Here is a 14,679-nt window from a genome sequence, read left to right as displayed (position 1 = left end):
TATAGATTGGATACAATTTACGTTCGCGGTGCCCGCACTCACAACCTCAAAAATATCGACCTGGACATCCCGCGCGATAAACTTGTGGTAGTCACGGGTCTGTCGGGCTCGGGCAAATCATCGCTGGCGTTTGATACGCTCTACGCCGAGGGCCAGCGGCGCTACGTTGAGTCGCTCTCTACCTACGCCCGGCAATTTTTGTCGATGATGGAAAAGCCCGATGTCGATCACGTTGAGGGGTTAAGCCCGGCCATCTCAATCGAACAAAAATCCACCTCACACAACCCGCGCTCTACCGTGGGCACTATTACCGAGATTTACGATTACCTGCGCCTGCTATACGCCCGCGTGGGTGAACCGCGCTGCCCGATACACGGCAAGCCCCTCGCGGCCCAAACCGTTAGCGAGATGGTGGACACTGTGCTCGCCATGCCAGAAGGCAGCAAGCTTATGCTGCTCGCCCCTATCGTGCGCGACCGCAAAGGTGAGCACTTACATACCCTGGAACACCTAAAACGCGAGGGTTTTATCCGTGCCCGCATCGACGGACTGCTGGTCGACTTAGACGATGCTCCCGCGCTGGACAAAAAGAAAAAACACACCATAGATGTGGTAATCGATCGGTTTAAAGTCCGCGACGACCTTAAAGTACGCTTAGCCGAATCGTTTGAAACCGCCCTAAACCTAGCGGAAGGATTGGCCGGAATCAGTGATATGGACGGCCAGCAAGAAGATCGTATTTTCTCGGCCAAACACGCTTGTCCAGTGTGTGATTACAGTTTAAGCGAGCTGGAGCCACGACTATTCTCGTTTAACAACCCCGCCGGCGCTTGCCCCACTTGCGACGGTTTAGGCCTCAAACAGTTTTTTGATGAGAGTAAGGTGGTGCTGTTCCCCGAGGCATCTCTGGCCCAAGGGGCTATTCGCGGTTGGGATAAACGCAATATCTACTACTTTCATATGCTTACCTCCATTGCCGAGCACTACGGCTTTGACGTCGACACCCCCTGGCAGGACCTAAGCCAAGAGCAACAACGTGCGGTGCTTGACGGCTCTGGCGATGACGTCATCGCATTTAACTATGTTAACGAGCGCGGCGATGTCATTCAGCGCAAACACACCTTTGAGGGGGTCGTGCCCAACCTTGAAAGGCGCTACCGCGACACCGAGTCCTCTGCGGTGCGCGAGGAGCTGGCCAAGTTCCTCTCCACCCAACCGTGCCCTTCGTGCAAGGGCGCCCGGCTGCGACGTGAAGCACGCAATGTGTTTGTCGATGAGCGCACCCTGCCACAAATTACCGATATGCCGGTGGGCGAGGCGCACCAGTACTTTGGCGCACTCAGCTTTACCGGCTCGCGGGCGGGCATTGCCGACAAAATATTAAAAGAGCTGCGCGATCGTTTTAGCTTTTTGGTCGACGTTGGACTTAACTACCTTACTCTAAACCGCAGTGCCGACACCCTGTCGGGCGGCGAGGCGCAGCGCATTCGCTTAGCCAGCCAAATCGGCGCCGGGCTCGTGGGGGTTATGTATATTTTGGATGAGCCCTCAATTGGCTTACATCAGCGCGACAACGAGCGCTTGCTGGCAACCCTTACCCACCTGCGGGATTTAGGCAATACAGTGATTGTGGTCGAGCACGATGAAGATGCCATTCGCCTCGCCGACCACGTGATCGACATTGGCCCCGGCGCCGGGGTCCATGGCGGTGAGGTAATTGCGCAGGGGACGGTCGACGATATTATCGCGAGTGAAAAATCTCTTACGGGACAATACTTAAGCGGCAGTAAAGAAATCGCCATACCGGCCAAGCGCACACCGGTCGACCGCAATAAGATGCTCAAACTTTGTGGCGCCCGCGGCAACAACCTGCAAAACGTTAACCTCGAACTGCCGGTGGGTTTGATGACCTGCGTCACGGGAGTATCCGGGTCGGGCAAATCCACGTTAATTAACGCCACGTTGCACCCGATAGCGGCGACGGAGCTAAACGGGGCCACCACGCTCAAACCAGCCCCTTACGATAGCATCGAGGGCATGAGTTTGTTCGATAAGTGCGTCGATATCGATCAGAGTCCCATCGGCCGCACACCGCGCTCTAACCCGGCCACCTACACCGGTATTTTTACGCCGGCGCGCGAGCTGTTTGCCGGTACCCCCGAGGCCCGCTCGCGTGGCTACAAAGCCGGGCGCTTTAGCTTTAACGTCAAAGGTGGCCGCTGCGAGGCCTGCCAAGGCGACGGCGTCACCAAAGTCGAGATGCACTTTTTGCCGGACGTATTCGTGCCCTGCGACATCTGCAAGGGCAAGCGCTACAACCGCGAAACCCTAGAGGTGAAATACAAAGGCAAAAATATCCATGAGGTACTGGAGCTAACCGTCGAGGACGCCCGTGAATTCTTTGACGCCATCCCTGCCATTGCCAAAAAACTACAAACCCTGATGGATGTGGGCCTCTCGTACATCCGCCTCGGGCAAGCCGCCACTACGTTATCCGGCGGTGAAGCGCAGCGGGTTAAGCTGGCCAAGGAGCTGTCCAAACGCGATACCGGCCAGACGCTGTACATTCTGGATGAGCCCACCACCGGCCTGCACTTTTACGACATCCAACAACTGCTCACAGTGCTGCAGCGGCTGCGCGATCACGGCAACACCGTGGTGGTGATTGAGCACAACCTGGATGTGGTAAAAACCGCCGACTGGGTAATTGATTTGGGCCCCGAAGGCGGCAGCGGCGGCGGTCAAATCATCGCCAGCGGCACGCCCGAAGACATCACCAAAGTGAAAAAGTCCTACACCGGGCAGTTTTTGGCGCCAATGCTTAAGATTTCTCGCGAGCGGGCCAAAGCTCGCAACAGCTAGTCACAGGGGCCGCAGCGACCTTACCGTTTAGCGCTCGTGCGCATCTACTCCAGATGTACACGAGCTGGTATAATGCCGCCTCCTCCAATGCAGAGGCTTGTGTGCCGAATTGATTGGCGGCCAAAAGCTGTCGATAAAGGGTTGGTGGCACTTGCACGGGAAGGCACTTATCCGTACCTGGCTGACCTTTCAGCCGCCCCCGCTTGCAAGCAGCACCCGCCCGGCCTCTGAAGATACCCTCTTAAAACCATAGGTAAAAGAATGGCTACATCAGACTCGACAATTATCTACACCAAGACCGACGAAGCCCCGGCGCTTGCCACCCAATCGTTACTGCCTATTATTGAGGCCTTTACGCAAGTTTCCGGCGTAGGTGTAGAGCTAAAAGACATCTCCCTAGCCGGCCGCATCATCGCCGCCTTTCCGGACTACCTGAAAGAAGAGCAGCGCCAGGGCGATGCACTCGCCGAGCTGGGCGAGCTGGCCAAAAACCCCGAGGCCAACATCATCAAGCTGCCTAATATCAGCGCCTCGATCCCGCAATTAAAAGAAGCCATTAAAGAGTTGCAAGATAAAGGCTACGCCCTGCCCAACTACCCCGCCGAGCCGAGCACCGATGAAGAAAAAGACATCGCGAGCCGCTACGACAAAATCAAAGGCAGCGCGGTAAACCCCGTTCTGCGCGAGGGCAACTCTGACCGTCGCGCCCCGGCTTCGGTAAAAGCCTACGCCCGCAAAAACCCGCACTCGATGGGCGCTTGGTCTAAAGATTCCAAATCTCATGTAGCACACATGAGCGAAGGTGACTTTTTTGGTAGCGAAAAATCCGTCACCCTACCGGCCGCCACTACCGCCAAAATCGAGTTTGAAAAAGCCGATGGCGGCAAACAGGTACTGAAAGAAGGCCTAGCCCTGCAAGCCGGTGAAATCGTCGACGCGGCCGTTATGAGCGCCAAATCACTGCGCGCCTTTTTGGCCGAAGCCATTAGCGACGCCAAAGAAAAAGACGTGCTCTTCTCTCTGCACATGAAAGCCACCATGATGAAGGTGTCTGACCCGATCATCTTCGGCCACGCTGTTACCGTATTTTTCAAAGATCTGTTTGAAAAATACAGCGCCGAGTTTAAAGAGCTGGGTGTGGACCCCACTTATGGCTTTGCCGATGTATTCACCAACATTCAAAAATTGCCCGCCGATAAGCGCGAAGCGATTGAAGCTGACATCAAGGCCGCTTACGCCGCTGGCCCCGAGATGGCTATGGTGAACTCGGACAAAGGCATCACCAACCTGCACGTGCCTAACGATGTGATCATCGACGCCTCTATGCCCGCCGCGATTCGCTCGTCTGGCAAGATGTGGGGACCGGCAGGCGACCTGCAAGACACTAAATACACCATTCCCGATCGCTGCTATGCCGGCGTCTACGCCGAAACAATTGAGTTCTGCAAAGAGCACGGCGCCTTCGACCCAACCACCATGGGCAGCGTGCCTAACGTTGGTCTAATGGCACAAAAGGCCGAAGAGTACGGCTCGCACGATAAAACCTTTGAAATGGCTGACAAAGGCACCGTGCGCATTATTGATGCCGACGGCAACACCTTACTCGAGCAGCCAGTAGAGCCGGGTGACTTGTTCCGCGCCTGCCAGGTAAAAGACGCGCCGATTAAAGATTGGGTTAAGCTAGCGGTTAATCGCGCCCGCGCCACTGGCAGCCCGGCGATCTTCTGGTTAGACGAAAAACGCGCTCATGACGCCGAACTAATCAAAAAGGTTAACGCCTACTTGCCCGAGCACGACACCGACGGCTTAGATATCCGCATCCTGGCTCCGGTAGAGGCAACGCGCGTTACTTTGCAACGAGCTAAAGACGGCGAAGACACTATCTCCGTCACCGGCAACGTGTTGCGTGATTACCTGACCGATTTGTTCCCCATCTTAGAGCTGGGCACCAGCGCCAAGATGCTGTCTATTGTGCCCCTGATGAACGGCGGCGGCTTGTTTGAGACTGGCGCTGGCGGCTCAGCCCCCAAACACGTCGACCAATTTACCGAAGAGGGTCACTTGCGCTGGGATTCGCTGGGTGAGTTTTTGGCTCTGGCGGCCTCTCTTGAGCACTTTGGTCAAGTGAACAACAACCCCAAAGCTAAAATTTTGGGCGATGCTCTGGATAAAGCCACCGGCAAGTTCTTAGACACTAATAAGTCACCTTCGCGCAAGGTAGGTGAAATCGACAACCGCGGCAGTCATTTCTATTTGGCACTGTACTGGGCAGAAGCTTTGGCAGCACAAAGCGACGACAGCGATTTACAAGCGCGCTTCAGCAAAGTTGCCAATGAGATGGCCGCCAATGAGCAAGCCATTATCGGCGAGTTAAACGATGCTCAGGGCAGCCCGGTCGACATCGGTGGTTACTACCAAACGGACGACACCAAAGTTGCCGCCGCTATGCGCGCCAGCAGCACCTTGAACCAGATTATTAATGCACTGTAAGCATTTTGTGTAACCGCGCTCAAGCGAGCGCATCTGGATCATGCCAAAAGCGACCTCAGTAATGAGGTCGCTTTTTTTATACCTCAGTCCTCTCATCGATTTATTCAATCATTCCCGCCTGCCGCGCCCGGTGTATTTCTAAAAGCTCAAGCGCTATTCTTAACCAGCAGATATACCTAAACAGGCGAAACCAAAAGAGGCTATAGGAAACACTATGGGTTTATTAGTCGACGGGCAATGGCACGACAAATGGTACGACACAAAAGCATCCGGAGGTAAGTTTGTTCGCAGCGAGTCTCAGTATCGGCACTGGATTACAGCCGACGGCAGCGCCGGGCCTAGCGGTGAAGGCGGCTTTAAAGCCGAGGCTGGCCGCTATCACCTTTATGTCTCTCTGGCCTGCCCCTGGGCCCATCGCACCCTAGTTGTACGCACCCTCAAAGGCCTGGAGGACATGATCGAGGTATCGGTGGTCAACCCCTTGATGCGCGAGCACGGCTGGACGTTTGCCCCGGGCGATGACGTTACCGGCGATAGACTTTACCAATCGGGCTTTTTGCACGAACTCTACACCCGCGACAAGCCCGATTATAGCGGCCGGGTAACAGTCCCCGTATTGTGGGATAAACAGCGCGAGTGCATTGTTAACAACGAGTCTGCCGATATCATCCGTATTTTAAGCACCGCCTTTGATCAACTTGGTGCCCGCGAAGGCGACTTTTACCCCGACGCTTTGCGCGATCGTATCGACGAGATTAATACGCAGGTGTACCACAAGGTCAATAACGGGGTCTATAAGGCGGGCTTTGCGACCGAGCAAGCTGCCTATGAGGAAGCCGTAACAGAACTATTTGCTACGCTTGACGAGCTGGAGCGACGTTTGGGCAAGCAGCGCTACTTAACCGGCAGTAAAATCACCGAGGCAGACTGGCGTTTGTTTACCACGCTAATACGGTTTGATGCGGTTTACCACGGTCACTTCAAGTGCAACCACAAACGCATTGTTGACTACCCCAACCTATGGGGCTTTACTCGCGAGCTATATCAGTGGCCCGGCGTTGCCGAGACGGTGAATTTTAACCACATCAAAGGTCACTACTATCGCAGCCACACAATGATCAACCCCACCGCGATTGTACCGACTGGGCCGCTGCTAGAGCTTAATACTGCCCACGATCGAGACTTATAACCTTAAGCCGTGCAGAAGTCCCAGACACAAAAACGCAAAAAAGTCGGCAAGCCGACTTTTTTGCGTAATCCACGATAAAGCGAGTAGTAGTTACTCGGCTTCAGCCGCTTCTTCAACTGCACCTGTAACAGGGCGGTCCATCAGCTCAACATAAGCCATGGTTGCTTTGTCACCGGTACGCAGGCCACACTTAAGAATGCGCAGGTAACCACCTGGACGACTCTCAAAACGTGGACCCAACTCGGCAAACAGCTTACCAACAGCTTTAGGGTCGCGCAGACGGGCAAATGCCAAACGGCGATTTGCAACGCTGTCTTTCTTAGCCAAGGTGATCAAAGGCTCGGCAAAACGACGCAGCTCTTTGGCCTTAGGCAAGGTAGTCTTAATCAGTTCGTGCTCAACCAGTGACGCGGTCATATTGCGAAACATAGCTTTGCGATGTGAACTGTTACGATTCAGTTGACGGCCACTTTGACGATGACGCATGACGCTAAATCCTTCACTTATGATTGCTTCACAGCAATCGCGTTAGCCCGCGCTAGGCGCGGGACAGTCTATTAATCAGTCTTCGTTGCGCAGGCTAGCCGGAGGCCAGTTTTCCAAACGCATACCGAGTGAGAGGCCACGAGAGGCCAATACATCTTTAATCTCGGTCAGAGACTTTTTACCCAGGTTCGGGGTCTTCAACAGCTCAACTTCAGTGCGCTGAATCAGATCGCCGATGTAGTAGATATTTTCCGCTTTCAGGCAGTTTGCCGAACGTACGGTCAGCTCTAAATCATCTACCGGACGCAACAGAACAGGGTCAATCGCCTCTTCTTTTTCTTCCGGTTGTGACAGTTTTTCGCCTTCCAGATCAACAAACACCGCCAACTGCTGCTGCAGGATGGTAGCGGCACGACGGATAGCTTCTTCAGGATCAATGGTACCGTTGGTTTCCAGATCCAAAATCAGTTTATCCAGGTCGGTGCGCTGCTCAACCCGAGCGCTTTCAACGCTGTAAGCAACACGACGAACGGGGCTATAAGACGCATCCAACTGGAGACGGCCAATAGCACGACTTTCGTCTTCTTCTTGGCGACGAGCATCAGCAGGCTGATAACCGCGGCCGCGGGCAACCGTCAAACGCATGGTCAAAGTAGTGTCGCCAGTGATATTGGCAATCACGTGTTCGGGGTTTTTCACCTCGATGTCGTGGTCTACCTGAATATCACCCGCAGTCACAACACCCGGACCTTTTTTGGTCAGCGTCAGTACGGCTTGATCTTTACCGTGCATTACCACGGCAACGCCTTTGAGGTTCAGCAGGATCTCGATGACGTCCTCTCGGACCCCTTCGATATCGCTATACTCGTGCAACACACCATCGATTTCTACTTCAGTAACGGCACAGCCGGCCATTGATGAAAGCAAAATACGACGCAACGCATTGCCCAAAGTATGTCCAAAACCACGCTCCAGCGGTTCCAGCACAACTCGAGCGTGAGTTGGGCTGTTTTCGGTAACGTCGATATGACGCGGAGTCAAAAATTCGTTTACTGCAGTCTGCATAGCCACACCTGTTAACGGTTAATCCCTTACTTGGAGTAAAGCTCTACGATAAGGTTTTCGTTGATCTCAGCCGGCAAGTCGCTGCGATCAGGAACGCGCTTATAGGTGCCTTCCTTCTTGTCAGCGTTAACTTCAACCCACTCAACATCAGCGCGCTGACCCGACAAGGTCAAAGCGTTCTGGATGCGCAGCTGGTTTTTAGCCTTTTCGCGAACCGCAACGACATCACCTTCCGCTACCTGAAAAGAAGCGATGTTAACGGTTTGGCCGTTAACGGTAATGCCTTTGTGAGATACCAGCTGACGCGCTTCTGCGCGAGTTGCGCCAAAGCCCATGCGGTAAACCACGTTATCCAAGCGACATTCCAGCAATTTCAGCAGGTTCTCACCAGTCGCGCCTTTGCGACGAGCGGCTTCTTTGTAGTAGCCACGGAACTGCTTTTCCAGAACGCCATAGGTGCGACGTACTTTTTGTTTCTCGCGCAACTGGATGCCGTAATCAGACAGGCGTCCGCGACGCTGACCATGCTGGCCAGGAGCGGTTTCCAGTTTACACTTTGAATCCAGCGCGCGTGCACCACTCTTCAGAAAGAGGTCAGTACCTTCGCGACGGGACAGTTTACAAGTTGGTCCAATATAACGTGCCATTAGTTTGCCCCCTTACACTCGACGTTTTTTCGGCGGACGACAGCCATTGTGTGGTATCGGCGTCACGTCTGTGATGTTGGTAATTTTATAACCAACGTTATTCAGGGCGCGCACGGCAGACTCGCGGCCGGGCCCTGGGCCTTTTACTTCCACGTCAAGGTTCTTCAAGCCGTACTCTTTGGCGGCTTCACCAGCGCGCTCTGCTGCTACCTGAGCGGCGAACGGGGTGCTTTTACGTGAACCGCGGAAACCTGAGCCACCTGAAGTTGCCCAAGTCAGGGTATTACCCTGGCGGTCGGTGATCGTAACGATCGTGTTATTAAAAGAGGCGTGGATGTGTGCAACACCATCCGCAACCTGCTTTTTGACCTTCTTTTTGGTCGTAGCTTTATTACCTGGCTTGGCCATAGCAATTCTCTTCCTAACTGTTGTTACCGTACTTGAATGTGAGCGAAAACCAGCGAATTAACGCTTAATTGGCTTACGCGGACCTTTGCGGGTACGTGCGTTAGTCTTAGTACGCTGACCACGGAGCGGCAGACTACGACGGTGGCGCAAGCCACGGTAGCATCCCAAATCCATCAGACGTTTAATGTTCATAGACACAACACGACGCAGGTCACCTTCTACGGTGAACTTGCCCAACTCATTACGGATCTGATCTACCTGTTCTTCGCTCAGCGAGCCAATTTTGGTATCTTCCGCAATGCCTGTAGCAGCACAGATCTGCTTGGCAGTGGTCCGGCCTACCCCATAGATATAAGTCAGGGATATAACCGCGTGTTTATGGTCTGGTATGTTTACACCAGCAATACGGGCCATTCAAATTACTCCAGTAACTCTAAAATTGCAGCGTTGACGTGAATTCACACCACCCCGACGCACCATGGTAAAAAGGCGCGCAAGGATAGCGGCAAAAACACAAAAAAGCAATAGCCTGGCGATTTCTCACCAGACGACAGTCAACGCCCCCTATTGTGCAAGCCAGCCGATAGTACTCGTTAGTTTATTCAGCTGACAGAAAAGGCGGCATAGTATGCCACCTTTTCTGGCCAATCGGCAACCAGAGGCTGCCGGATTGTCTTGCTTAGCCTTGACGCTGCTTGTGGCGTGGCTCGGCGTTGCAAATTACTCGCAAAACACCGTTACGACGTACCATTTTGCAGTTGCGGCAAATCTTTTTAACAGAAGCACGAACTTTCATGATCCTACCCTTAAAACCGGGATTAGCGAGCGTTGCCGCTGCCGTATCCCTTTAAGTTTGATTTCTTCATCAGTGATTCATACTGATGGGACATCAAGTGAGACTGAACCTGGGACATAAAGTCCATCACTACCACTACTACAATGAGTAGCGAAGTGCCGCCGAGGTAGAAAGGCACATTAAAGGCCACTACCAAGAACTGAGGCATCAAACACACTACCGACATATAGATGGCGCCCACCACGGTTAACCGCGTTAGAACACTATCGATATACTTGGCCGATTGCTCGCCGGGACGAATCCCCGGAATATACGCACCTGATTTTTTCAGGTTGTCCGCCACTTCTTTTGGGTTAAACATCAACGCCGTGTAAAAGAAACAGAAGAACGCAATCAAGCCGGTGAACAAAATAATATTCAAAGGCTGGCCTGGGCCAATCGCCAAGGCAAAGTCTTGCAAGAAGTTACTCACAACCCCTTCGCCGCCCTCGCCGAACCACTGCGCAATAGACGCTGGGAACAACAAAATCGAGCTGGCAAAAATAGCCGGAATAACACCCGCCATATTGATCTTGAGCGGTAAGTGACTTGTCTGAGCCGCGTAGGCCTGACGACCTTGCTGACGCTTAGCATAGTTCACTGTGATACGACGCTGACCGCGCTCGATCCGGACAATCGCCCAAATCACCGCCATCGCAACTACCGCAATAATCAGCAACATCAATATGTGCAAGTCACCTTGGCGCGCACTTTCAAAGGCAGAGCCAATCGCCGACGGGAAGCCCGCAACGATACCGGCGAAGATCAGCATGGAAATACCATTACCAATACCGCGCTCGGTCACCTGCTCACCCAGCCACATCATAAAGACGGCGCCGGTAACCAGTGAGGTTACTGCAATAAAGTAAAACGCAAAGCTCGGCTCACCACCGTAGGCAAAACCAGAAAAGCTCACCGCCATTGCCATTGCCTGAACAGCGGCAAGAACCACGGTTAGGTAACGAGTGTACTGATTAATCTTACGACGCCCGGCATCACCTTCTTTTTTCAGCTGCTCCAGCGAAGGAGTCACCGCGGTCATCAACTGCATGATGATCGACGCTGAAATGTAAGGAAAGATACCCAGTGCAAGAATACTCATACGCTCAAGAGCACCGCCCGAGAACATATTAAACATGCCAAGCACCGTTCCCTGATTCTGATTAAACAGATCGGCAATTCGCTCTGGGTCGAGACCCGGAACAGGGATGTGGGTACCGATACGGTAAACCACGATTGCCAAAAACAGAAAACGAAGGCGAGCCCAAAGCTCGCCCAATCCTTTTTGATTTGCTAGCGGCTGATTACCGGGAGTTGCCATTGGCACCTCTTACTCTTCGACTTTACCGCCGGCTGCTTCAATGGCAGCTTTGGCGCCTTTTGTTACAGCAATACCCTTAACCGTAACGGCTTTTTTCACTTCGCCTGAAGCAAAGATCTTGGCACGCTTGATGTGCGAACCGATCACGTCGGCCTGCTTCAAAGTTTCCAGATCCACTACTTCGCCTTCAATCAGGTTCAGCTCATTCAAACGCACTTCCGCAGTAACGCGACCGATGCGAGAGCTAAAGCCGTATTTCGGCAAGCGTTTTTGCAAAGGCATTTGACCGCCTTCAAAGCCCGGAGCAACACTGCCACCAGAGCGTGATTTAAGACCTTTGTGGCCTCGGCCTGCGGTCTTACCCAGACCACTACCGATACCACGGCCAACACGCTTCTTGCTATGGGTGCTACCAGGTGCGGGACTCAGCGTATTAAGACGCATGTTATTCTCCCTCTACCTTAATCAGATAGTTCACAGTGTTAATCATGCCACGTGTAGATGGCGTATCTTCAACCTCTACAGTGTGACCGATGCGACGCAGTCCTAAACCAGTAACACAAGCCCGATGATTCTTCAGTCGGCCTGCGGAACTCTTTAACTGAGTCACTTTAATCATTTTCTTAGCCATGCTCGTATACCGCTGTCTAGTAATCGGACAATGCCAATTAGTTCAGAATATCTTCTACGCTCTTACCGCGCTTGGCAGCCACAGACTCCGGAGAGGCCATTGACTTGAGCGCCTGGAACGTAGCGCGAACCACGTTTACAGGATTGGTAGAACCGTAGCACTTAGCCAGAACGTTCTGTACACCGGCAATTTCAAGTACTGAACGCATCGCACCACCGGCAATAACACCGGTACCTTGAGAAGCTGGCTGCATGTAAACCTTAGAGGCGCCGTGGCGACCTTTTGTGGCGTACTGCAGTGTATCACCGTTTAGATCTACAGAGATCATATTACGACGAGCCGCTTCCATAGCTTTTTGAATAGCTACTGGCACTTCGCGCGCTTTACCGCGACCAAAGCCGACCTTACCGTTACCATCACCAACAACAGTCAGCGCGGTGAAGGCAAAGATACGGCCACCTTTAACAGTTTTGGCAACACGATTGACCTGAACCAGTTTTTCCTGGAAGCCTTCGTTGTTGCTGTCATCTTTCTTAGTAAAAGCCATGTCTTTACCCTTAGAATTCCAAACCAGCTTCACGCGCGGCATCGGCTAATGCCTTTACGCGACCGTGATATTTGAAACCGCTACGATCAAAGGCCACTTGGCTGATACCAGCGGCTTTAGCCCGCTCGGCGATCAACTCACCAACGGCCTTAGCGGCTTCTGCGTTACCGGTTTTACCGCTACGCAGTGACTTGTCCAGTGTAGACGCACTTGCCAGAACACTCGCGCCATCTTGCGCGATGATCTGCGCATATATGTGACGTGGGGTGCGATACACGCTTAAACGGTTAGCACCCAACTCACGAATCTTGGCACGGGCACGGCGCGCACGGCGAAGACGAGATTGCTTCTTATCGCTCATAACCTAGCCCTTACTTCTTCTTAGCTTCTTTACGACGTACTTGCTCGTCGGCAAAACGTACACCTTTACCTTTATAAGGCTCTGGTGGACGCAGGCTGCGCATTTCGGCAGCGACCTGACCGAGCAGCTGCTTATCAGCGCTCTTAAGTACGATATCGGTCTGGCTTGGAGTTTCCACTGTTACACCCTCTGGAAGGGTGAAGTTAACAGGGTTAGAGAAACCCAAAGACAGGTTTACAGTTTTGCCTTCAGCTTTGGCACGATAACCAACACCGACTAACTGCAGCTTCTTCTCGAAGCCTTCAGTTACGCCGTGCATCATGTTACCGACTAAGGCACGCATAGTGCCCGCCAATGCGATGGACTGCTTGGCACCGTCACGGGCGACGAAGCGCAGAACGTTTTCGTCCTGTTTCACTTCAACTTGCTCGTGAATTGTCAGCGCCAACGTGCCTTTGCTGCCTTTTAAGCTAAGGTCTTGCCCGTTCAGGGTGACATTAACTGCAGCAGGCACTTCAACCGGACTGTTTGCAACTCGTGACATGATTCTTCCCGTTAGAATACTGTGCAGAGGACTTCGCCACCAACGCCAGCGGCGCGGGCAGCACGATCAGTCATAACACCTTTACTTGTCGAAACGATGGCAACACCTAAGCCGTTACGAACACTCGGCAGCTCAGTTTTACCAGCGTAATTGCGCAAGCCTGGACGACTAACGCGAACAAGTTCAGCGATAACCGGCTTGCCTTCAAAATACTTCAGGTCAATCGTCAGGTCGGCTTTTGGGCCTTCGCTAACGGTGTGACCAGTAACGTAACCTTCGTCTTCCAACACTTTGGCAACACTTACCTTAAGCTTGGAAGATGGCATGGTAACGTCAGTCTTACCAACTTGCAGCGCATTACGAATGCGGGTCAGCATATCTGCTAACGGATCTTGCATACTCATCTGAATCTGCTCCTATATATGGGCCTGAGCTTACCAGCTCGACTTAACCAGACCCGGGACATCACCGCGCATAGCTGCTTCGCGCAACTTATGACGGCAAAGACCAAACTTACGATAAACGCCGTGTGGGCGACCAGTTACACGACAGCGGTTACGCTGGCGAGCTGGACTGCTATCACGTGGCAGTTTCTGCAGTTTAGCTTCCGCTTCCCACACTTGCTCTTCAGATGAAGCAGGGCTGGAAATAATCGCCTTCAGCTCAGCACGTTGTGCGCTGTACTTCTCGACCAGACGAGCACGTTTTGCTTCGCGCGCAATCATTGATTTTTTAGCCATGTCTCTACCCTTAGCCTTTGAACGGGAAGTTAAACGCTTTTAACAAAGCGCGACCTTCATCGTCGTTACGTGCTGATGTGGTGATACAAATATCCAAACCGCGCAGCTTATCGACTTTATCGTAGTCGATCTCCGGGAAGATGATTTGCTCAGTCACACCCATAGAGAAGTTACCACGACCGTCAAACTGCTTAGGGCTGATACCGCGAAAATCGCGAATACGTGGAATCGAGATAGCAATCAAACGATCCAGGAATTCGTACATGCGATCTTGACGCAAGGTTACCTTACAACCGATCGGCCAGCCGTCACGGATTTTAAAGCCGGCAATAGACTTGCGCGCTTTAGTTACCACAACTTTTTGACCTGCGATCTTTTCCAGATCGACAACGGCGTTCTCAAGAACCTTTTTATCGCCCGTAGCTTCACCAACACCCATGTTAATGGTGATTTTGGTGATGCGTGGCACTTCCATTACATTAGCCAGCCCCAACTCTTCTTTCAGTTTGGGAGCGAGCTCTTTGCTGTATATCTCTTTAAGCCTAGCCATGTC

Annotated in this window: 18 protein-coding genes; 3 read left to right on the top strand and 15 right to left on the bottom strand. The window is 52.8% G+C overall.

Features of this window, described 5'->3' with window-relative positions; all coding sequences use genetic code 11:
- Nucleotides 1-6: 6 nt before the first annotated feature.
- The 3 genes from uvrA (at nt 7) to AACY82_RS15040 (ending at nt 6,541) form a co-directional block, all read left to right on the top strand.
- Nucleotides 7-2,862, top strand: coding sequence for an excinuclease ABC subunit UvrA (uvrA, locus tag AACY82_RS15050; protein WP_339617660.1), 2,856 nt, complete (start codon nt 7-9; stop codon nt 2,860-2,862).
- A gap of 261 nt (nt 2,863-3,123) precedes the next feature.
- Nucleotides 3,124-5,352, top strand: coding sequence for an NADP-dependent isocitrate dehydrogenase (locus tag AACY82_RS15045; RefSeq protein WP_339617659.1), 2,229 nt, complete (start codon nt 3,124-3,126; stop codon nt 5,350-5,352).
- 214 nt (nt 5,353-5,566) lie between these two features.
- Complete coding sequence (locus tag AACY82_RS15040) at nt 5,567-6,541, top strand: glutathione S-transferase family protein (RefSeq protein WP_339617658.1); 975 nt, start codon at nt 5,567-5,569, stop codon at nt 6,539-6,541.
- 90 nt (nt 6,542-6,631) lie between these two features.
- Here AACY82_RS15040 and rplQ read toward each other — a convergent pair whose 3' ends face one another.
- From rplQ to rplE, 15 genes are all read right to left on the bottom strand, one after another.
- Nucleotides 6,632-7,027 carry a 50S ribosomal protein L17 gene (gene rplQ, locus AACY82_RS15035; protein WP_339617657.1) on the bottom strand — a complete coding sequence of 132 codons (396 nt, stop codon included), beginning with the start codon at nt 7,025-7,027 and terminating at the stop codon, nt 6,632-6,634.
- Nucleotides 7,028-7,102: 75 nt separating this feature from the next.
- Nucleotides 7,103-8,092 carry a DNA-directed RNA polymerase subunit alpha gene (gene rpoA / locus AACY82_RS15030; RefSeq protein ID WP_041522394.1) on the bottom strand — a complete coding sequence of 330 codons (990 nt, stop codon included), beginning with the start codon at nt 8,090-8,092 and terminating at the stop codon, nt 7,103-7,105.
- 26 nt (nt 8,093-8,118) lie between these two features.
- Nucleotides 8,119-8,739 (bottom strand): 30S ribosomal protein S4, encoded by a 621-nt coding sequence (gene rpsD / locus AACY82_RS15025; RefSeq protein WP_041522393.1) that lies wholly within the window; start codon nt 8,737-8,739, stop codon nt 8,119-8,121.
- A gap of 12 nt (nt 8,740-8,751) precedes the next feature.
- Entirely contained in the window at nt 8,752-9,147 is a 396-nt protein-coding gene (rpsK, locus tag AACY82_RS15020; RefSeq protein ID WP_041522392.1) for a 30S ribosomal protein S11, read from the bottom strand.
- A 57-nt stretch (nt 9,148-9,204) separates the two neighbouring features.
- Entirely contained in the window at nt 9,205-9,561 is a 357-nt protein-coding gene (gene rpsM, locus AACY82_RS15015) for a 30S ribosomal protein S13 (RefSeq protein WP_041522391.1), read from the bottom strand.
- A 265-nt stretch (nt 9,562-9,826) separates the two neighbouring features.
- The gene (rpmJ, locus tag AACY82_RS15010; RefSeq protein WP_020210089.1) at nt 9,827-9,943 is read right to left on the bottom strand and encodes a 50S ribosomal protein L36; all 117 of its coding nucleotides are present in this window, start codon (nt 9,941-9,943) and stop codon (nt 9,827-9,829) included.
- A 22-nt stretch (nt 9,944-9,965) separates the two neighbouring features.
- Nucleotides 9,966-11,303 carry a preprotein translocase subunit SecY gene (secY, locus tag AACY82_RS15005; RefSeq protein ID WP_339617656.1) on the bottom strand — a complete coding sequence of 446 codons (1,338 nt, stop codon included), beginning with the start codon at nt 11,301-11,303 and terminating at the stop codon, nt 9,966-9,968.
- 9 nt (nt 11,304-11,312) lie between these two features.
- Nucleotides 11,313-11,747 (bottom strand): 50S ribosomal protein L15, encoded by a 435-nt coding sequence (gene rplO / locus AACY82_RS15000; protein ID WP_339617655.1) that lies wholly within the window; start codon nt 11,745-11,747, stop codon nt 11,313-11,315.
- A gap of 1 nt (nt 11,748) precedes the next feature.
- Nucleotides 11,749-11,934, bottom strand: coding sequence for a 50S ribosomal protein L30 (gene rpmD / locus AACY82_RS14995; protein ID WP_339617654.1), 186 nt, complete (start codon nt 11,932-11,934; stop codon nt 11,749-11,751).
- Nucleotides 11,935-11,971: 37 nt separating this feature from the next.
- Nucleotides 11,972-12,481: a 30S ribosomal protein S5 gene (gene rpsE / locus AACY82_RS14990; RefSeq protein WP_041522387.1), complete on the bottom strand. Its 510-nt coding sequence runs from the start codon at nt 12,479-12,481 to the stop codon at nt 11,972-11,974.
- A 10-nt stretch (nt 12,482-12,491) separates the two neighbouring features.
- A complete protein-coding gene (rplR, locus tag AACY82_RS14985) occupies nt 12,492-12,842 on the bottom strand; it encodes a 50S ribosomal protein L18 (RefSeq protein WP_339617653.1) in 351 nt (116 codons plus the stop codon).
- 10 nt (nt 12,843-12,852) lie between these two features.
- Nucleotides 12,853-13,386 carry a 50S ribosomal protein L6 gene (gene rplF, locus AACY82_RS14980; protein WP_339617652.1) on the bottom strand — a complete coding sequence of 178 codons (534 nt, stop codon included), beginning with the start codon at nt 13,384-13,386 and terminating at the stop codon, nt 12,853-12,855.
- Between the two features lie 11 nt (nt 13,387-13,397).
- Nucleotides 13,398-13,790 carry a 30S ribosomal protein S8 gene (gene rpsH, locus AACY82_RS14975; RefSeq protein ID WP_339617651.1) on the bottom strand — a complete coding sequence of 131 codons (393 nt, stop codon included), beginning with the start codon at nt 13,788-13,790 and terminating at the stop codon, nt 13,398-13,400.
- Nucleotides 13,791-13,820: 30 nt separating this feature from the next.
- Nucleotides 13,821-14,126, bottom strand: coding sequence for a 30S ribosomal protein S14 (rpsN, locus tag AACY82_RS14970; RefSeq protein ID WP_339617650.1), 306 nt, complete (start codon nt 14,124-14,126; stop codon nt 13,821-13,823).
- A gap of 10 nt (nt 14,127-14,136) precedes the next feature.
- Nucleotides 14,137-14,676 (bottom strand): 50S ribosomal protein L5, encoded by a 540-nt coding sequence (gene rplE / locus AACY82_RS14965; protein WP_339617649.1) that lies wholly within the window; start codon nt 14,674-14,676, stop codon nt 14,137-14,139.
- Between the last annotated feature and the right edge of the window lie 3 nt (nt 14,677-14,679).

The organism is uncultured Gilvimarinus sp., from assembly GCF_963972205.1.
Lineage (GTDB): Bacteria > Pseudomonadota > Gammaproteobacteria > Pseudomonadales > Cellvibrionaceae > Gilvimarinus > Gilvimarinus japonicus.
Note: the sequence above shows the minus strand (reverse complement) of the source record. Positions and strands in the feature narration are given on the sequence as shown.